Source organism: Serratia sp. H402Y, assembly GCF_051172415.1.
In the GTDB taxonomy this organism is placed as follows: Bacteria; Pseudomonadota; Gammaproteobacteria; order Enterobacterales; family Enterobacteriaceae; genus Serratia; species Serratia ureilytica.
In genome coordinates, this window is the sequence record NZ_JBPIYZ010000002.1 from 400506 (window position 1) to 418712 (window position 18207).

At 60.4% G+C, this 18207-nt stretch carries 20 protein-coding genes; 11 read left to right on the top strand and 9 right to left on the bottom strand.

The window, feature by feature from the left end; translation table 11 throughout:
- Nucleotides 1-16 precede the first annotated feature (16 nt).
- Genes phnL through phnP form a run of 5 tightly spaced genes read left to right on the top strand, consistent with a single transcriptional unit; the run spans nucleotide 17 to nucleotide 3821 of the window.
- On the top strand, nucleotides 17-721 hold the full coding sequence (gene phnL, locus ACSBQS_RS15855) for a phosphonate C-P lyase system protein PhnL (protein ID WP_033652772.1): 705 nt from the start codon (nucleotides 17-19) through the stop codon (nucleotides 719-721).
- Nucleotides 721-1857: an alpha-D-ribose 1-methylphosphonate 5-triphosphate diphosphatase gene (gene phnM, locus ACSBQS_RS15860; protein ID WP_434991123.1), complete on the top strand. Its 1137-nt coding sequence runs from the start codon at nucleotides 721-723 to the stop codon at nucleotides 1855-1857. The genes phnL and phnM overlap by 1 nt, the downstream gene beginning before the upstream one ends.
- Complete coding sequence (gene phnN / locus ACSBQS_RS15865) at nucleotides 1857-2426, top strand: ribose 1,5-bisphosphokinase (protein ID WP_016929305.1); 570 nt, start codon at nucleotides 1857-1859, stop codon at nucleotides 2424-2426. Before phnM ends, phnN begins: the two co-directional genes overlap by 1 nt.
- Nucleotides 2423-3025, top strand: coding sequence for a DapH/DapD/GlmU-related protein (locus tag ACSBQS_RS15870; protein ID WP_015376431.1), 603 nt, complete (start codon nucleotides 2423-2425; stop codon nucleotides 3023-3025). The genes phnN and ACSBQS_RS15870 overlap by 4 nt, the downstream gene beginning before the upstream one ends.
- Before the next feature lie 13 nt (nucleotides 3026-3038).
- Complete coding sequence (gene phnP, locus ACSBQS_RS15875) at nucleotides 3039-3821, top strand: phosphonate metabolism protein PhnP (RefSeq protein WP_434991127.1); 783 nt, start codon at nucleotides 3039-3041, stop codon at nucleotides 3819-3821.
- Here phnP and ACSBQS_RS15880 read toward each other — a convergent pair.
- Nucleotides 3778-4410 (bottom strand): NAD(P)H-binding protein, encoded by a 633-nt coding sequence (locus ACSBQS_RS15880; protein ID WP_434991130.1) that lies wholly within the window; start codon nucleotides 4408-4410, stop codon nucleotides 3778-3780. The genes phnP and ACSBQS_RS15880 overlap by 44 nt on opposite strands.
- Before the next feature lie 30 nt (nucleotides 4411-4440).
- Entirely contained in the window at nucleotides 4441-4881 is a 441-nt protein-coding gene (locus ACSBQS_RS15885; protein ID WP_047025104.1) for a YhbP family protein, read from the bottom strand.
- Between the two features lie 433 nt (nucleotides 4882-5314).
- On the opposite strand from ACSBQS_RS15885, the gene speFL reads away from it, so the two are divergent.
- From speFL to ACSBQS_RS15905, 4 genes are all read left to right on the top strand, one after another.
- A complete protein-coding gene (speFL, locus tag ACSBQS_RS15890; RefSeq protein ID WP_004933443.1) occupies nucleotides 5315-5419 on the top strand; it encodes a leader peptide SpeFL in 105 nt (34 codons plus the stop codon).
- A 275-nt stretch (nucleotides 5420-5694) separates the two neighbouring features.
- A complete protein-coding gene (gene speF / locus ACSBQS_RS15895) occupies nucleotides 5695-7857 on the top strand; it encodes an ornithine decarboxylase SpeF (protein WP_033651471.1) in 2163 nt (720 codons plus the stop codon).
- Nucleotides 7858-7919: 62 nt separating this feature from the next.
- The gene (gene potE, locus ACSBQS_RS15900; RefSeq protein WP_033648789.1) at nucleotides 7920-9236 is read left to right on the top strand and encodes a putrescine-ornithine antiporter; all 1317 of its coding nucleotides are present in this window, start codon (nucleotides 7920-7922) and stop codon (nucleotides 9234-9236) included.
- 86 nt (nucleotides 9237-9322) lie between these two features.
- A complete protein-coding gene (locus ACSBQS_RS15905) occupies nucleotides 9323-9628 on the top strand; it encodes a GIY-YIG nuclease family protein (RefSeq protein WP_139120340.1) in 306 nt (101 codons plus the stop codon).
- Here the strand turns inward: ACSBQS_RS15905 and ACSBQS_RS15910 are convergent.
- Nucleotides 9615-10118, bottom strand: coding sequence for a GNAT family N-acetyltransferase (locus ACSBQS_RS15910; protein ID WP_021504238.1), 504 nt, complete (start codon nucleotides 10116-10118; stop codon nucleotides 9615-9617). The two genes, ACSBQS_RS15905 and ACSBQS_RS15910, sit on opposite strands and share 14 nt — an antisense overlap.
- Nucleotides 10112-10633 (bottom strand): ubiquinone anaerobic biosynthesis accessory factor UbiT, encoded by a 522-nt coding sequence (ubiT, locus tag ACSBQS_RS15915; protein ID WP_033644181.1) that lies wholly within the window; start codon nucleotides 10631-10633, stop codon nucleotides 10112-10114. The genes ACSBQS_RS15910 and ubiT overlap by 7 nt, the downstream gene beginning before the upstream one ends.
- 258 nt (nucleotides 10634-10891) lie before the next feature.
- Between ubiT and ubiU the strand changes: the two genes are divergently transcribed.
- Nucleotides 10892-11887: a ubiquinone anaerobic biosynthesis protein UbiU gene (gene ubiU, locus ACSBQS_RS15920; protein WP_033641666.1), complete on the top strand. Its 996-nt coding sequence runs from the start codon at nucleotides 10892-10894 to the stop codon at nucleotides 11885-11887.
- An 11-nt stretch (nucleotides 11888-11898) separates the two neighbouring features.
- Nucleotides 11899-12777 (top strand): U32 family peptidase, encoded by an 879-nt coding sequence (locus ACSBQS_RS15925; RefSeq protein WP_033641665.1) that lies wholly within the window; start codon nucleotides 11899-11901, stop codon nucleotides 12775-12777.
- Between the two features lie 128 nt (nucleotides 12778-12905).
- Here ACSBQS_RS15925 and ACSBQS_RS15930 read toward each other — a convergent pair whose 3' ends face one another.
- The 5 genes from ACSBQS_RS15930 to ACSBQS_RS15950 form a co-directional block, all read right to left on the bottom strand.
- On the bottom strand, nucleotides 12906-13448 hold the full coding sequence (locus ACSBQS_RS15930) for a chorismate mutase (RefSeq protein WP_033641664.1): 543 nt from the start codon (nucleotides 13446-13448) through the stop codon (nucleotides 12906-12908).
- 13 nt (nucleotides 13449-13461) lie between these two features.
- Nucleotides 13462-14250, bottom strand: coding sequence for an alpha/beta hydrolase (locus tag ACSBQS_RS15935; protein ID WP_047025094.1), 789 nt, complete (start codon nucleotides 14248-14250; stop codon nucleotides 13462-13464).
- A gap of 568 nt (nucleotides 14251-14818) precedes the next feature.
- Nucleotides 14819-15958, bottom strand: coding sequence for an ABC transporter permease (locus ACSBQS_RS15940; protein ID WP_016929316.1), 1140 nt, complete (start codon nucleotides 15956-15958; stop codon nucleotides 14819-14821).
- A complete protein-coding gene (locus ACSBQS_RS15945) occupies nucleotides 15955-17109 on the bottom strand; it encodes an ABC transporter permease (protein ID WP_033651473.1) in 1155 nt (384 codons plus the stop codon). The genes ACSBQS_RS15940 and ACSBQS_RS15945 overlap by 4 nt, the downstream gene beginning before the upstream one ends.
- The gene (locus ACSBQS_RS15950; protein WP_033638900.1) at nucleotides 17091-18062 is read right to left on the bottom strand and encodes an HlyD family secretion protein; all 972 of its coding nucleotides are present in this window, start codon (nucleotides 18060-18062) and stop codon (nucleotides 17091-17093) included. Before ACSBQS_RS15950 ends, ACSBQS_RS15945 begins: the two co-directional genes overlap by 19 nt.
- Nucleotides 18063-18207 lie beyond the last annotated feature (145 nt).

Sequence of the window (18207 nt, forward strand, 5' to 3'; positions counted from 1 at the left end):
CCCAAGGCGATAACAGATGACTATGCAAATCCGAGTTGAACATCTCAGTAAAACCTTTGTGCTGCATCAGCAGTACGGCACCCGGCTGCCGGTGCTGCACGACGCCAACCTGACGGTCCACGGCGGCGAATGCGTGGTGCTGCACGGCCACTCCGGCAGCGGCAAGTCCACCCTGCTGCGCTCGCTGTACGCCAACTACCTGCCGGACAGCGGCCATATCTGGATCAACCACCAGGGCGACTGGCTGGACATGGTCAGCGCCGATGCGCGCCAAATTCTGGCGGTGCGCCGCCATACGCTGGGTTGGGTCAGCCAGTTCCTGCGGGTGATCCCGCGCATCAGCGCGCTGGAGGTGGTGATGCAGCCGCTGCTGGAACAGGGCGTCGAGCGCGCCGAATGCCGCGACCGCGCCGAAGCGCTGCTCGCCGCGCTGAACGTGCCGCAGCGTCTGTGGCCGCTGGCGCCGTCCACCTTCTCCGGCGGCGAGCAGCAGCGGGTGAACATCGCGCGCGGCTTTATCGTCGATTACCCCATTCTATTGCTGGATGAACCGACCGCCTCGCTCGACAGCCGCAACAGCGCGGCGGTGGTGCAGCTTATCGAACGCGCCAAGGCGCGCGGCGCGGCGATCGTCGGCATTTTCCATGATGAAGGCGTCCGCCAACAGGTCGCCGACCGGCTTTATGACATGCAGGCGCCACAGGCGCTGGAGGCCCTCTGATGATCGTCAATAACGTTAAACTGGTGCTGGATGACCAGGTGGTGCAAGGCTCGCTGGAGATGCAGGACGGCATGATCCGCAGCTTCGCCGACGGCCCGAGCCGGCTGCCGCAGGCGCTGGACGGCAACGGCGGCTGGCTGCTGCCGGGGCTGATCGAGCTGCACACCGACAACCTGGATAAGTTTTTCACCCCGCGCCCGAACGTCGACTGGCCGGCCCATTCGGCGATGAGCAGCCACGATGCGCTGATGGTGGCCAACGGCATCACCACGGTGCTGGACGCGGTGGCGATCGGCGACGTGCGCGACGGCGGCCACCGGCTGGAAAACCTGCAGAAGATGATCGACGCGGTGATCCACAGCCAGCGCGCCGGGGTGAACCGCGCCGAGCACCGGCTGCACCTGCGCTGCGAGCTGCCGCACGAGAGCACCCTGCCGCTGTTCGAACAGCTGATGGACAAACCGGGCGTGTCGCTGGTGTCGCTGATGGACCATTCGCCGGGCCAGCGCCAGTTCGCCTCACGCGAAAAGTACCGCGAATATTATCAGGGCAAATACCACCTCAACGATCAGCAGATGAGCGAGTACGAGGAAGAGCAGGTCGCCCTGTCCGCCCGCTGGGCCGCGCCGAACCGCGAGGCGATCGCCGCCCACTGCCGCGCGCGCCGCATCTCGCTGGCCAGCCATGACGACGCCACCGCCGCACACGTGGCCGAATCCTGCGCGCTGGGCAGCGCCATCGCCGAGTTCCCCACCACCGAGGCGGCCGCCCGCGCTTCGCACCAGCAGGGCCTGCAGGTGCTGATGGGCGCGCCGAACATCGTGCGTGGCGGCTCCCACTCCGGCAACGTGGCGGCGCACCACCTGGCGGCGCTGGGGGTGCTGGATATTCTCTCTTCCGATTATTACCCGGCCAGCCTGCTGGACGCGGCGTTTCGCCTCGCGGCGGACGAGCGCAACGCCTACGATCTGCCCCAGGCGGTGCGCATGATCACCCGCAACCCGGCGCGGGCGCTGGATCTGCAGGATCGCGGCGCCATCGCCGAAGGATTGCGGGCGGATCTGGTGCTGGCGCGGCCGCACGGCGAGCACGTTTACGTGCAGAACGTGTGGCGCCAGGGCAGGCAGGTGTTCTGATGGCGCGGCTCATCTATCTGATGGGGCCTTCCGGCGCAGGCAAGGACAGCCTGCTGGCCGCGCTGCGGGCCGACGCCGACCGCGCGCCGCTGGTGGCGCACCGTTACATCACCCGGCCGGCGGACGCCGGCTGCGAGAATCACATCGCGCTGAGCGAACCCGAATTTCTGCGCCGCCGCGCCAAGGGGCTGTTCGCGCTCGACTGGCAGGCCCACCAGCAGCGCTACGCGTTCGGGATCGAAGTGGATCTTTGGCTGCTGCAGGGGATCGACGTAGCGGTTAACGGTTCGCGCGCCCACCTGCCGCAGGCGCAGCAGCGCTACGGTGCGCAGCTGCTGCCGGTATGCCTGCAGGTCAACGCCGCGATCCTGCGCCGGCGCCTGCAGGATCGCGGACGGGAAAGCGCTGAACAGATCGAGCAGCGGCTGGCGCGGGCGGCGGAATATCAGCAGAGTCTGCCCGCCGGCTGCCGGGTGCTGCACAACGACGGCCCACTCGACGATACCCTGGCGGCGCTGTTGGCGCTGCTGCCAACCGCCACCCGACAAGCTCAGGATGCGACGCCATGAACGACTTTGCCCAGCCGAAAATCGGCGACAACGTGACCCTTAACCGCACCCGGCTCGGCCAGTATGTGCATCTGGCCGACGATGCGATCCTGGAAGAGGTGGAGATGGGGGACTACTCCTACACCGCCGGGCACAACCAGATCTTTTACGCCACCATCGGCAAGTTCGTTTCCATCGCCTCCTATGCGCGCATCAATCCCGGCAACCACCCGACCTACCAGCGCATCGCGCAGCATCACTTCACCTACCGCGCTTCCGAATACGGGCTGGGGGAAGACGACGCGGCGTTCTTCGACTGGCGGCGCGAGCACCACGTTACCGTCGGCCACGACGTGTGGATCGGCCATAACGCCATCCTGATGCCGGGCGTCAGCGTCGGCAACGGCGCGGTGATCGGCAGCGCGGCGGTGGTCACCAAGGACGTGGAGCCTTACAGCATCGTCGCCGGCGTGGCGGCCAAAAAGATCGGCATGCGCTTCGACGATGCGCTGATAGAGCGTATCGAACGCAGCCAGTGGTGGCACTGGGATCACGCCACGCTGCAGGCGCGGCTGGCGGATTTTCGCGACATCAACCGCTTTGCGCAGAAGTACCTTTAACGGAGGGGGAGCGATGCAACTGACCTTTCTCGGCACCGGCGGCGCGCAGCAGGTGCCGGTGTTCGGCTGCGACTGCCTGATCTGCCAACGGGCGCGGCGCGAGCCGGCATTTCGGCGGCGAGCGTGCAGCGCCATGCTCAACTATCAGGGGGAAACGACCTTATTGGATGCAGGATTGCCGGCTTTGGAGCGGCGATTTTCGGCGGGGCAAATTCAACGTTTTTTACTGACACATTACCACATGGATCACGTTCAGGGGTTATTTCCTTTGCGTTGGGGGTGCGGAAATTCCATTCCGGTGTATGGCCCGCCGGATGAACAGGGCTGCGACGACCTGTTCAAACACCCCGGCATTCTGGCGTTTCAGCCGCCGTTAGCGCCCTTCGCCACCGTCGAGCTGGGCGGCATGCGCATCACCCCGCTGCCGCTGCAACACTCCAAACTGACCCACGGCTATCTGATCCAGGCGGCGGGCGCTGCGCTGGCCTACCTGACCGACACCGTCGGCCTGCCGCCGGCCACCGCCGACTATCTGCAGAACGTGCCGCTGGATCTGCTGGTGCTCGACTGCAGCCTGCCGCCTCAGCCGCAGGCGCCGCGCAACCACAACGACCTGACCCGCGCGCAGGAGACGCAGCGGTTGCTGCAGCCCAAACGCACGCTGCTGACGCACATCAGCCATCATCTCGATCTGTGGCTGCTGGACAATGAACTGCCCGCCGGGCTGGAGCTGGCGTTCGACCACCTCAGCGTCAGCCTCGGTAGCAGTGCAGCCGATCCGACTCCAGCATCCTGACCCCTTCGCCCGGCGTGAACGCCTGCTGCAGCAGCGTTTGCGCCACGTCTTTGGCGGAGACGGCGCGCCATTTGCCGGGCAGCAGCCTGAACAACGTCAGCGAGAGGCGCTCCATCAGGCGCGGCGCAGGGCGATCCCCCACCAGCATGGAAGGCCGCACCAGCGTCAGGCGCGGCCAGCGCTGTTCGCGCAGCGCCTGCTCCATCTCGCCTTTGGTGCGGTTATACAGGAAGGTGGAATGCGCGTTGGCGCCCAACGCGCTCACCACCAGACAGTGCTGCGCCCCCAACCGGCGGCCGGTCAGCGCGCTCTCCACCACCAGTTGGTAATCGACGTAGCGGAAGGCATCGGCGCTGCCCGCCGCCTGGCGGGTGGTGCCCAGGCAGCAGAACACCAGATCGACCGGCTGCTGCAGGCCGCTCAGCAGCTCGAACAGCGCATCGCCGACCGGGTTGGTCAGCTTGCCGTGCGGCGGCAGCGGCGTGCGCGTCGGCGCCACGATAGCCGTTATCTGCGGATCGCTTTGCAATAGCTGCAGCAACTCGCGCCCCACCAGCCCGGTTGCGCCGACTAACAGTGCTCGCGCCATGCAATCTCCCGTTGTAATCAATAGGTCGACTTAAAGTATAGACCGCGCCCAATGCAGCTTCTTGCCGAAGCCGAGGGTGTTGTCGGTCATCTTCACCTCGTGCAGATCCAGCCGCCATACCGAGGCCTTCATCGCCCTGGCGATCGGGAAGCGCTTGCAGTAACGCGCGCGCGCCGCCTCGGCCTCTTCGCCGCTCAGCTGCACCGCCTCGGCGCGGTACTGCACGCCGCGGATCAGCGCGATGCTTTTCGGTTTCGGCGCGATGGTGCCGACCACCCGGCTGTTGTTCAGCATCAGCCCGCCGTGGCGGGTGTGCGGTTCGGTCATCAGCCACAGCGCCATCGTCGCGGCGTCGAACACGTAAAAACAGTTGGCGCACCACATGTCGAGGCCGTCGCCGGCGCACAGCGTTAAGACATGTTGCTTGCCGATGAAATCCGCAATCTGTTGCCGTTGTTCTGGGGTATTCAAGGTTACTCACCTCCCGGTTCACTCACTTCATCTTACCCTGCGTTGTTGAAGCGAGTCACAAATAACGATAATCACCAAAAATCCCATGCGAATATAAAATCACAATATCTGTATTTTTACTCATTTCAGCATCAGGCGGGTTTATAACATAAAAAAAACAAACCGGATTTATTTGATCGTTAGGCAACCGATTAATTGCGCCATTCTTTTATTCCCATCCTGACGGCACGCAAATTTAGCGCGTCTGCCCGGCGCCGATTAGCAATTTATTTACATGCTCATTTGTCTGCCTGGCCGCGGTTTATGCAACTCACTGCATAATCAATGAATAGTTATTTATAAACACCGGCATTTATGTGATGGAAATCACGATTTTCTGCCCATCTTGCGTTAAAATAGCGCCATCTTTTCACTCAGCAAGGTGGATTAGAAAATGGAAAACAATAACCGAAAAATGGCGCACATCAGGCGCACAACCCATATTATGATGATGGCTCATCGCAGCTGCTTTAGTTTCGCATTCTTCAACTACAGATAACCCTCACCCCCTCGCTCTTACGCCGTTGTTAAGAGTGTCTTTGCGTTTCAATTTATTCTCCGCACTCCGGTGATAATGTCTTTCCCCCGCAAACCGGGAAGGGCGCGCAATACATTTTTAATACCGTAAAAGAGCCTCCAAGAAAAATAAAACAAAGAACACAGTTAATGCCTTAAGGCATCACTGGGTTCTCGTACACCTTTATTTTCGTGAAGGCGTTAGCGGCAAATGGAATTATTTGCCGGCGTAATGCCTTTGCCTGAAGAATGAGAAAAATGAAAAAATTAAAAATTGCCGCCAACACCCACACCCTCGGCTGCTTTGAAACCGAACGCGACATCGTCGATGTGCATCACAGCGATTTCAATGACGTCGCCGCCATCGTGCTGTCGGTAGAAGACGTTGCGCAAGGCATGGTGGCGCGCATCGAAGAGCACGGCCTGAACATTCCGCTGTTCGTCGCCGTCTGCTGCGAAGAAGAGCTGGATAACGCCGTATTGCCGGCGCTGCACGGTGTGTTTGAGCTGTGCGGCAAGAATACCCAGTTCTACGGCAAACAGCTGGAGGCCGCCGCCGCCAAGTATGAAAGCGAGCTGCTGCCGCCGTTCTTCAACACGCTGACGCAATACGTAGAAATGGGCAACGCCACTTTCGCCTGCCCCGGCCACCAGGGCGGCGAGTTCTTCCGCAAACATCCGGCGGGCCGCCAGTTCTTCGACTTCTACGGCGAAACGCTTTTCCGTTCGGACATGTGTAACGCCGACGTCAAACTGGGCGATCTGTTGATCCACGAAGGCGCGCCTTGCGCGGCGCAGCAGCACGCCGCCAAGGTGTTCAACGCCGACAAGACCTACTTCGTGCTCAACGGCACCTCGGCCTCGAACAAGGTGGCGACCAACGCCCTGCTGACGCGCGGCGATCTGGTGCTGTTTGACCGCAACAACCATAAATCCAACCACCACGGCGCGTTGATCCAGGCCGGCGCCACGCCGGTTTATCTGGAAACCGCGCGCAACCCGTTCGGCTTTATCGGCGGCATCGACGCGCACTGCTTCGACGAGCGCTACCTGCGCCAGCAGATCCGCGAAGTGGCGCCGGAACGCGCCAACGAAGCCCGCCCGTTCCGCCTCGCGATCATCCAGCTCGGCACCTACGACGGCACTATCTACAACGCCCGTCAGGTGGTCGACAAGATTGGCCACCTGTGCGATTACATCCTGTTCGACTCCGCCTGGGTGGGCTATGAGCAGTTCATTCCGATGATGAAAGACTGCTCGCCGCTGCTGCTGGAGCTGAACGAGAACGATCCCGGCATCATCGTCACCCAGTCGGTGCACAAACAGCAGGCCGGCTTCTCGCAAACCTCGCAGATCCACAAAAAAGATAAGCATATCAAGGGGCAGAGCCGCTACTGCAACCACAAGCGCTTCAACAACGCCTTTATGCTGCACGCCTCCACCAGCCCGTTCTATCCGCTGTTCGCCGCGCTGGACGTCAACGCCAAGATGCACGAGGGCAAGAGCGGCCAGCGCCTGTGGCAAGAATGTGTGCGCGTGGGCATCGAAGCGCGCAAAATGCTGCTGGATACCTGCACGATGATCAAACCGTTCGTGCCGGATCAGATCGACGGCAAGCCGTGGCAAGCCTATGACACCGCGGCGATGGCCAACGATCTGCGCTTCTTCAACTTCGTGCCCGGCGAAAAATGGCACGCTTTTGAGGGCTATGCCGAATCGCAGTACTTCGTCGATCCGTGCAAACTGCTGCTCACCACGCCGGGCATCGATACCGCGACCGGCAGCTACAGCGAGTTCGGCATCCCGGCGACCATTCTGGCCAACTACCTGCGCGAAAACGGCATCGTGCCGGAAAAATGCGATCTCAACTCGATCCTGTTCCTGCTGACGCCGGCGGAAGACATCGCCAAGATGCAACACCTGGTGGCCCTGATCGCCCGCTTCGAGAAGCACATCGAGCAAAACTCCCTGCTCAGCGAGGTGCTGCCTGCGGTCTATAAAAACCACCAGCAGCGCTACAAAAACTACACCATCCGCCAGCTGTGCCAGGAAATGCACGACCTTTACGTCAGCTACGACGTTAAAGAACTGCAAAAAGAGATGTTCCGCAAAAGTTATTTCCCGCGCGTGGTGATGAATCCGCAGGACGCCAATACCGAGTTTGTACGCGGCAACGTGGAATTGGTCTCGCTGGCCAAGGCCGAGGGGCGCATCGCCGCCGAAGGCGCCCTGCCTTACCCTCCTGGCGTGCTGTGCGTGGTGCCCGGTGAAATTTGGGGCGGCGCCGCGCAGCGTTATTTCCTGGCATTGGAAGAAGGCATCAACTTATTGCCGGGATTCGCGCCGGAATTGCAGGGCGTTTATATCCAACAGGATGAGGACGGCTGGAACCGCGCTTACGGCTACGTCATGAAAAATTAATCACCTTACGGGGCGGCGATTATTCTCGCCGCCCGGATCGCATCCTAAAAGAGAAAATGATCATGAGTAAGTCCAACAATAAAATGGGGGTCGTGCAATTAACGATCCTGACCGCCGTGAATATGATGGGTTCCGGCATAATTATGCTGCCGACCAAGCTGGCCGAAGTGGGCACGATTTCGATCGTTTCCTGGCTGGTGACCGCCGTCGGCTCGATGGCGCTGGCCTACGCGTTCGCCAAATGCGGCATGTTCAGCCGTAAATCCGGCGGCATGGGCGGCTACGCCGAATACGCCTTCGGTAAATCAGGCAACTTCATGGCGAACTACACCTACGGCGTTTCGCTGCTGATCGCCAATATCGCCATCGCCATTTCCGCCGTCGGCTACGGCACCGAGCTGTTCGACACCACGCTCAGCCCGCTCGGGATCTGTATCGCCACCATCGGCGTGCTGTGGCTGGCGACCGTCGCTAACTTCGGCGGCGCGCGCATCACCGGCAAAATCAGCGGCATCACCGTCTGGGGCGTGATCATTCCGGTGGTGGGCATCTCGGTCATCGGCTGGTACTGGTTCAGCGGCAGCGCCTACGTCGCCGCCTGGAACCCGCATCAGGTGCCGACCTTCGAAGCCATTGGCGCCTCGATCTCAATGACCCTGTGGGCGTTCCTGGGGCTGGAATCCGCTTGCGCCAACACCGACGTGGTGGAAAATCCGGAGCGCAACGTGCCGATCGCCGTACTGGGCGGCACACTCAGCGCGGCGGTGATCTATATCGTTTCGACCAACGTGATCGCCGGCATCGTGCCGAACATGGATCTGGCCAACTCCACCGCCCCGTTCGGGCTGGCGTTCTCCCACATGTTCAATCCGACGGTCGGCAAGATCATCATGGCGTTGATGGTGATGTCCTGCGTCGGCTCGCTGCTCGGTTGGCAGTTCACCATCGCCCAGGTGTTCAAATCCTCCGCCGACAGCGGCTTCTTCCCGAAAATCTTCTCCAAGCTGAGCAAGGCCGACGCGCCGGTCAAAGGCATGCTGACCATCGTCGTCATCCAGAGCGGTTTGTCTCTGATGACCATCAGCCCGTCGCTGAACAAGCAGTTCAACGTGCTGGTGAACCTGGCGGTGGTGACCAACATCATCCCTTACATCCTGTCGATGGCGGCGCTGGTCATTATTCAGAAAGTGGCGAAGGTGCCGGACAACAAGGCGCGCATCGCCAATATCATCGCCGGCATCGGCGCGCTGTACAGCTTCTATGCGCTTTACAGCTCCGGTGAGGAAGCGATGATGTGGGGCGCCATCGCCACCTTCCTCGGCTGGACGCTGTACGGCATCGTCTCGCCGCGCTTCGAGCTGGCGGGAAAAAAGGGGTAAAGCGGTAAGGCTCCGGCGGCCGGGGATGGGATTGTGACGGCGAACATGCCATCATACGCCGACCCTGGCCACCGAAACGGCGTACGATGACCGACACTACCCCCACTCCCTGGCACCTCTACATGCTGCGTTTACCGAGCGGCATGCTGTATACCGGCATCACCACCGACGTGGCGCGCCGCCTGGCGCAACATCAAGCCGGCAAAGGCGCCAAGGCGCTGCGCGGTAAAGGGGAGCTGACGCTGGCGTTTCACTGCCAGGTGGGGGATCGCTCAACGGCGCTGAAGCTGGAATACCGCGTCAAACAGCTGAGCAAAATACAAAAAGAGCGGCTGGTGAATCACCCGCCGCTGTCGTTGGAGTCTCTATTGCCGGTCGTTAAAAGCGATTAAACGGCGCCGAAAAAGCCACTTCGCCGCTGACGCCATTCAGAGCGTCTTGCGCCAGCGGATACACCTGGAATGCGCTTTCCGTGTCCGGCCAGCGACAATTCAGACCATAGGCGGCGGCCGGTTTGAAACCGAAGCGGCCGTAATAGGCCGGATCGCCCAGCACCACCACCGCGGCGTAGCTGAATTCGTTCAGCGAATCCAACCCCTCGTACACCAGCTTTTCAGCCAGCCCCTGACGGCGCAGGCTTTCATCTACCGCCAGCGGCGCCAGCGCCACCCATTGGCGATCTTCGCCGGCCACATCCACCGGGCTGAACGCGGCATAACCCACTACGCCGCCTTCGTCGTCAGTGGCGACCACGCCCAGCGTCAGCAGGCCGTCTTCGCGCAGCTGCTGCACCAGGTCGGCTTCGTCGTCGCGGCCAAAGGCGCGGCGCAGCAAGGCATCGATACCCGCCGCGTCTACCGGTATCTCTACGCGGATCAGCATGATGCCGCCACACGGGAAGCCGACGCCGTGCCCTCCTGCAGCCCTGCTTCGACAAAATCAGCCAACTGCAACAGCCCCATACGCAGCGGCGCAGGCATGCTTTCCAGCTCAATGGCGTCCATCAAATTTTTCACATACAGGCCCAATTCGGTATCCCCTTCAATCTGCAGCCGACGCTGAAAGAACAGCGTATCCGGATCTTGCTTACGCGCCGCGATCAGGATCAGATCGTTGGCGTCGCCGCTGAAGCTGACGTCCGCTTCGGCGTGCTGGCTGACCACCAGTTTGTCGTTTTCTACCGTCATAAACCATTGTAGCGCCAGATCGCGAACTTCGATCTTTAACCAGCGCGATTCGAGAAATTCCAGATCGCCATCCGCCAACGCCTGGCGGAACTGCCAGCTCAGCACCTGTTGCAGCAGTTGGCGCTGCAGAGCGAACGGCGTGAATTTCAGCGGGATGCGCAGCAGCGACGGCCCCTGGCGCACAAGACGTGCTCGTAGTTGTTCCAACACGGTCATCCACTCCTTTCAATACGGACTACCGCTATTTTGCCACACTGACGCGCGGCTTCAGCGGTCTATATCAACAAATAGTGCATTTCACCGCCATGTTTATCAATACGCCATAAGCTGCCTCAAATCAAAACCCGTGCGCGCCCCTTTGCCTAAAATGGCCTCCCCGATTCGCGTTTGCCGGCGGAACACCGTCGTCGGCAACCTTTAAAGACAGCGTGCGCCCGGCCGGGCGTACGGCTAAGCCAGGATAAATCTATGGAGCTGCTTTGTCCCGCCGGCAACCTGCCGGCCCTGAAGGCCGCGGTGGATAACGGCGCCGATGCCGTTTACATCGGGCTGAAAGACGATACCAACGCGCGCCACTTCGCCGGCCTCAACTTCACCGAGAAAAAGCTGCAGGAAGCGGTCGATTACGTGCATCGCCACGGCCGCAAACTGCATATCGCCATCAACACCTTCGCCCATCCCGACGGCTACGCCCGCTGGCAGCGCGCGGTGGATATGGCCGCCCAACTGGGCGCCGACGCGTTGATTCTGGCGGATCTGGCGATGCTGGAATACGCCGCCCAACGCTACCCGCAGCTGGAGCGCCACGTTTCGGTACAGGCTTCCGCCACCAATGAGGAGGCGATCCGTTTCTACCAGCGCAACTTCGAGGTCGGCCGGGTGGTGCTGCCGCGGGTGCTGTCGATGCACCAGGTGAAACAGCTGGCGCGCACCAGCCCGGTGCCGCTGGAAGTGTTCGCTTTCGGCAGCCTGTGCATCATGGCCGAGGGGCGCTGCTACCTCTCCTCCTACCTGACCGGCGAGTCGCCGAACACCGTCGGCGCCTGTTCGCCGGCGCGTTTCGTGCGCTGGCAGCAAACCGCACAGGGCATGGAGTCGCGCCTGAACGACGTGCTGATCGACCGCTATCAGGACCACGAAAACGCCGGTTACCCGACGCTGTGCAAGGGCCGCTATCTGGTGGACGACGTGCGCTACCACGCGCTGGAAGAGCCCACCAGCCTCAATACCCTGGAGCTGCTGCCGGAGCTGCTGGCCGCCAACATCGCTTCGGTGAAGATCGAAGGCCGCCAGCGCAGCCCGGCTTACGTCAGCCAGGTGGCGCGCGTCTGGCGCCAGGCGATCGACCGTTGCCAGGCCGATCCGGCCGCCTACCGCGCCGACGCAGCCTGGATGGAGACGCTGGGCGCGATGTCCGAAGGCACCCAAACCACGCTGGGCGCCTATCACCGCAAATGGCAGTAGCCGGAGGAAACATGAAATACGCACTGGGGCCGGTACTCTACTACTGGCCGAAAAACGACATCGCAACGTTCTATCAACAGGCGGCGGACAGCAGCGCCGACATCATTTATCTCGGCGAGAGCGTCTGCGCCAAGCGCCGCGAGATGAAGGTCGGTGACTGGCTGGCGCTGGCTCGCGAAATCGCCCGCAGCGGTAAACAGGTGGTGATCTCCACGCTGGCGCTGCTGCAGGCGCCGTCCGAACTGAATGAGCTGAAACGCTATGTGGAAAACGGCGAGTTCCTGTTTGAAGCCAACGATCTGGGCGCGGTGAACATGGCGGCGGAGCGCGGCCTGCCGTTCGTCGCCGGCCATGCGCTGAACTGCTACAACGCCTATACCCTGCGCCTGCTGCGCCGCCAGGGCATGATCCGCTGGTGCATGCCGGTCGAGCTGTCGCGCGACTGGCTGGCCAATCTGCTGACGCAGTGCGACGAGCTGGGCTTCCGCCACGACTTCGAGGTGGAGGTGCTGAGCTACGGCCATCTGCCGCTGGCCTATTCCGCGCGCTGCTTCACCGCCCGCTCGGAGAACCGCGGCAAGGACGAGTGCGAAACCTGCTGCATCAAGTACCCGCAGGGCCGCATGATGCGTTCGCAGGAACAACAGCAGGTGTTCGTACTCAACGGCATCCAGACGATGAGCGGTTACTGCTATAACCTCGGCAACGAGCTGCCGAACATGCAAGGGCTGGTGGACATCGTGCGGCTGTCGCCGCAGGGCGCCGAGACGCTGGCGCAGATCGATGCCTTCCGCGCCAACGAGCGCGGCGAGCAGCCGCTGGCCTTGACCGACCACGCCGACTGCAACGGCTACTGGCGCCGCGTGGCCGGGTTGGCGTTGGTGGGATGATGGAGGCCGGCGCCGGGCTTTCCCTCGCCTGAGGGCCCTTTCAACGCCATTATTCGGCTGGCCGCCCGCGAGGAGAATGCGCCCGAAACCACACATCGGGCGCATTCAGCCAGAACAACGGCAGGCGATTACCCTTTCAACGCAATTCGCTTTAATGACTGCCACAGGCGTTCTTTATCGCCAACTTTCAGGTGGGTTTGTTCCAGGGATTTCATAAAAACAAACCTGTCATTAAAGCGCTCGCCTTTCTTCAATTTATTGCTGACGCTGGTCAAAATCTGGGTATTCAGCCGGCTGATTTTCGCTCTCACACTGTCCAGCGATTCAGGCTGCCAGCCGTTTTCCGGCGCCGACAGCCAGTCTGCCCGGTAGCGATACTGAATCGCTTTGGCCGCATCCATTTGCGCCTGTATAAAAGGAGCCACCGACTTGCCATCCAATCCCAATGCTTCCGCCTCGCGGACTGAGTTGGCCAATACGTTGGCCTCCTGAGGCAAATCCTCAATGGCCAGATGGTTGTTTGCCTTATACCCGGCAACGTCTTTCATGTAAGACAATCGCTGGTTAATCAATGAGGCGGTCTCGTCGGTTTGAATAGGCTTTGCCACCGCCGTGATAGAGAAAAATAATCCAGCCAAAAGCAGCAACCCTCTCGTCACTTTAAAATCCATTTAACCTCTCCTGTCACAGCCCTGTTGGCAGTGGTTTTTGGCTCGCAACGAAATTCGCTATGCGTGCATAATCTTTTGCCACCGCCGGATGTTTGCGCCCGGGAAGAAACTCGAAGCTGCAGCGCTCGCCGTCTTTCACTAACTGCGACGCCAGATTCCTGACCTTCAACCTTGGGTTATCCCCTATGCGCTGGAAGATCTCTTTCTCAAGATCGGTACTGTCCGGCTCCGCCCGCTCCTCGCGGCTGCCTAAGAGCAGCGATAACCAATCAATGCTTGCGGCAAGCTTAACGTCGCCTTCGGGCAGCACTGCGCCATTCGCCCACCAGAGCGCGGGACTGGCGGCAACATAGCGCTGAAAAGCCGTTTGATGATGAAACGCCACGTATAAGGTGAAATGCCCGCCAAACGAATGCCCCGCCAGCGTTTGCATTTGCTTATTGACCTTAAAACGACATTCGACCCACGGTTTGACGACATCCTGAATAAATCGATAAAATTGCTCCGCTCCGCCCCCGTCTTTAAAGCGCTCGCTGCCATCGCTCACCGTATAGTCGAATGTGCGAGCCGCCTTAATATCGACCCCCTCCTGATAACCGATTCCAATATAAAGCACAGGGGATACATCATCACCGTGATAACCCGCCTTAATTAGGGTCTCAAAGTGTCTGTTGGCATCTAAAAAATACAACGGATTTAATTCGTTGCACCCAACATGCCGTTTATCGCATGCCAGGAAGACCTTATATTTTTGTCCATGATATTCAAACAGAACCGTTTGAACGCTTAACTTACCCGTCATACATCATGCTCCTTCATATTTATTACATAACGGCACCTATCTGAAACATCCCGTTTACAGACCAATCTCATGACTATGAGCGAGCAATCCATTTAATTACCCTACAATTAATGATTTCCGCACGCTAAGATCGTAAATCCCGAGGAGTTCATCACACACATCAACAATTAAGAAAATCTAATCATTTTGAGCGAAATAGAAATATAACAATTAAAATTGGATAAGCAATGTTCTATCCCGGCAAATATCACTTTTGGCTAAATAGTCGAAGGGTTATTTTTTAGGGATGATAAGGTTGAAAGAATTAGGAATAGCCTTATCAAAAAGAGAACATAACACTGCAACACAAACAGGCGTGATTGAAGGCGTGCGTGATTGTCGGCGGGCCAGACCGAATTTCAAGAAGGGGTTGCTGCGTGCCGTTAGCGAGGAGAGTTTATGCGCGGCCGAAACCCGATTGCCGGGTTGTGGTCGCTTTGCGTTATCCCCGCCGGCCGCGGGAATAACGCAATAACCCATTGGATTAATTATCTTTTGACGTCACCGGGAAAGGCATCAATGCCTCCCCTTACGCCCGCCGCTTCCTGAACATCCCGCGCAGCGCCACGCTGTTGCGCAAGAAGGCCACGCCGAAGCCCAGCAGGGTGTAGACCACGCCGAGTATCAGCATCATCACCACGTCGCCCCACACTTCATTCAGCGACAGCCCCATCTGGTTAACGCCGGCGATCGCCTTGGTGCCCCAGGTGGAGGGAATGCTGTACGAGATGGCGCGCACCCAGGCCGGCATCGACTGCAGCGGCCAGATGGTGCCGGACAGGTAGAAGACCGGCGTAGTGATGAACGCCAGCGTCAGGTAGATCATCTCGACGCTGCGCAGGCACTCGGTCACCAGCTTGCCCAGCCCCAATACCGCCAGCAGGAACGGGAAGGTCAGCAGCAGCAGTTCGGCGATGTTCGCCGTCTGCCTATAGCCCAATACCCACGGCCACAGCACGAACAGCACGATCGACAGGAACAGCCAGATCGGCAGCAGCGCCGTCAGCCCGCCGAGGTGCGCCGCCAGCGGCGCTTTGCCGCCGGGCATGCTTTTCATGGCGATATTGACGCGGATACAGGCGATCAGCAACGAGTGCTGCAACAGCATCACTAACAGCCCGGGGAAGATGATCGCCGCAAAGCTGATGCCGGGGTTGAACACGTCCAGCGTTTGTCCCAGTATCGGCGTCAGCAGTATCTGCGCCTGCCGTTCGCTGAAGCCGCTGCGCAGCAGCAGCCCGTTGTTGTACTCCGTCAGCAGTTGCTGATAGGCCGCCACCACGTCTTGTTGGATCTGGCCGTTAGCCAGGCGGTTGGTGGCGTCGCCGTAGACCGGCACCACGATGTTCTGCCCGCTGAGGATCTTCTTCTCCAGATCCACCGGCATGATGATCACCGCAAACAGCTTGCGCCAGCTGAGATCGCGCTGCGCCTGTTCCAGGCTGTCGTAGGTTTCAATCGCTATCTTGGAGGTTGCGTCCAGCTGGCGGATCAGCTGCCGGCTGGCGGTGCTGTGATCCTGATCGACCACTCCCACCGGCAGATCCCAGACCGTGCGGTTGGCGTACACCAGGCTCATGATGCACAGCGACAGGATCAGCATCAGCCACACCGGCCGCTCCAGCATGCCGAGCAGCACTTTAACGAAGGTTTGCCAATAGAGCTTCATCCGGCGTTCCCCTCTTTTTCCAGCCGCGCCGGCAGGCGATTGCGCACCAGCAGCGCGGCCACCAGCGGATAGACCGCCAGCAGCGCGCACACGCTGAAGATGGCGCTGGCGTGCACCTGCCGCAGGAACACGTCAAACATCGCGTACAGCGCGTGGGTCAGCGGTTCGATGTTGGAAATGATGCGCGCCGGCAGCGGCATCGACAGCTCAGGCACCGCCATGCCGGAGAAGGTCATCGCGATACTGACCAAAATACCGATCAGGCTGTACGCGGTGATGGTACTGCCGGTAAAGGTGTACAGCAGCAGGCCGATGCTCTGCGCCGCCATCACGTAGAACAGGCCGATCATCAGCATAAACAGAGGATTGCCGCTGACGCGGGCGTCAAAGATGCCCACCAGCGCCGCGATCTCGACCATCAGCAGGGTGGTGAAACACAGCGTGTACGGCGCCAGCTTGCCGAGCAGCGCCAGGCTGAACGGCTTGGCCTGCAGCAGCGACTTGCTGCGCGCCAGCACGTAGATCATGCAGGTCACCGCGAACAGCTGCAGCAGATGGATGGTGGCGGCGAACTGCTGGTAATAGATATAGCTGCCGCTGGCGTTGAACAGGCTGCCGTAGGAGAGCGTCACGTCCGCCAACGGCGGCAGCGTCTTGCCCATCTCGGTGGCGATGATGCTGCGGGTGCTGGCGTTGATTTCGTTCATCAGGCCGCCAAAGTCCTGGGTGGAGTACAGCCCGGCGCCGTAGAACAACGCATTGTAGTACATCACCACGCTCGGCTGTTTGCCCGACAGCGCGTTGGCCTCAAGATCCGGCGGGATATACAGCAACGCGTAATCCTGCGCGCTGCGCAGGCGGCTCAGCGACTCCGGCAACCCGCCGCCGTAAGCCTCGACGTGGGCGTGCGAACCGGCGTCCAGCCGCCGCGTCAGCGATTTGGACAGCGGGCTGTGATCGCTGTCCACCACCGAGACCGGCAGATCGAGCAGCGTGCCTTCGGAGAAGTTGCTGCTGATCAGCGCAAACAGGATCAGCGGAAAGATCCAGCTCAGCCAGTGCACCACCGGGCTGCGAAAGGCGACGCGACACTCTTTGTCGAACGCGTGACTGAAGCAGCGCCAGCCGGCCCTTACTCTTTCCATTGCCATAAGGTGCTCATCCCCGGACGCAGGCCGTCCACCGGCTGTGACGGATACAGGCGCACTTCGAAGGTTTTCAGGTCGAAGTCGCCGGTGGCGCGGGTGGCGCGTTTGGTGGCGTAATCCCCCAGCGGCGCGATGTAGCGCACCTCGGTGTCGATCATTTTGTCCTTCAGCGCCGGCACCCTCAGCTTGACCTTGTCGCCTTTGCGCACGTGGGCCAGGATGTCTTCACGCAGGTTAAACACGAAGTAGGCGTCCGGCACCCGGATCAACGTCACCAGCGGGCTGCCGGCGTTCAACAATTCGCCCACTTCGGCCGGGATCGGCCCCACTTCGCCGTCTACCGGCGCTTTCACCTGCAGATCGTCGCTCTGCGCCTGGATCTGCAGCAGGTTCTCTTCCGCCGCCCGCAGCGCCGCCGCATATTGCTGCCGCTGCTCGACGCGGTCGCCGTTGATGCCTTCATCCAGGTTGGCCTTGGCGGCCTGCACCTGCTGGAAGGCGGTGTCGCGCGACCGGCGCGAAGCGTCCAGCTCGGACTTCGAGATATAGCCCTTGCCGGCCACGCTCAGGTTACGGTTATAGTCGTTTTGCGCATTGCGATACTGCGCCTCGGCCTGCGCCAGGTTGGCGCGCAGGTTGCGGATGCTCTCTTCACGGGTGCCGTGCAGCGATAGCTCGAGCTGCGCCTTGGCCTCGTCGCGCGTCGCCTGCGCGGAACGCAGCTGCGCCATCAGTTCGGGGCTGTCGAGTTGGATGATCAGTTGGCCGCTTTTCACGTCGTCGCCGCGTTCGATCAGGCGTTCAACGACTCGGCCTTTCGCCTTGGATGCGACGATCACTTCGGGGGCATCCACTTCACCCTGCAGTAACAGATCCTGATTGTGCGCGCGGAACAGGATCGCCAATGCGATCGCCGCCAACATCAGCAACAGGGTAAACAGCGTCTTTTTTTTCATTATGTCAGCTCCCGGAACGGTAAGCGGCGGGCGGGGATCATCATTTCCATGTCTCAAATTGCTCCAAAAAACACCATTGCACTCATGAGGATATCACAAGCACATATCTCCTCTTTTATAACTATAAATTGGATTATGCTTTTAA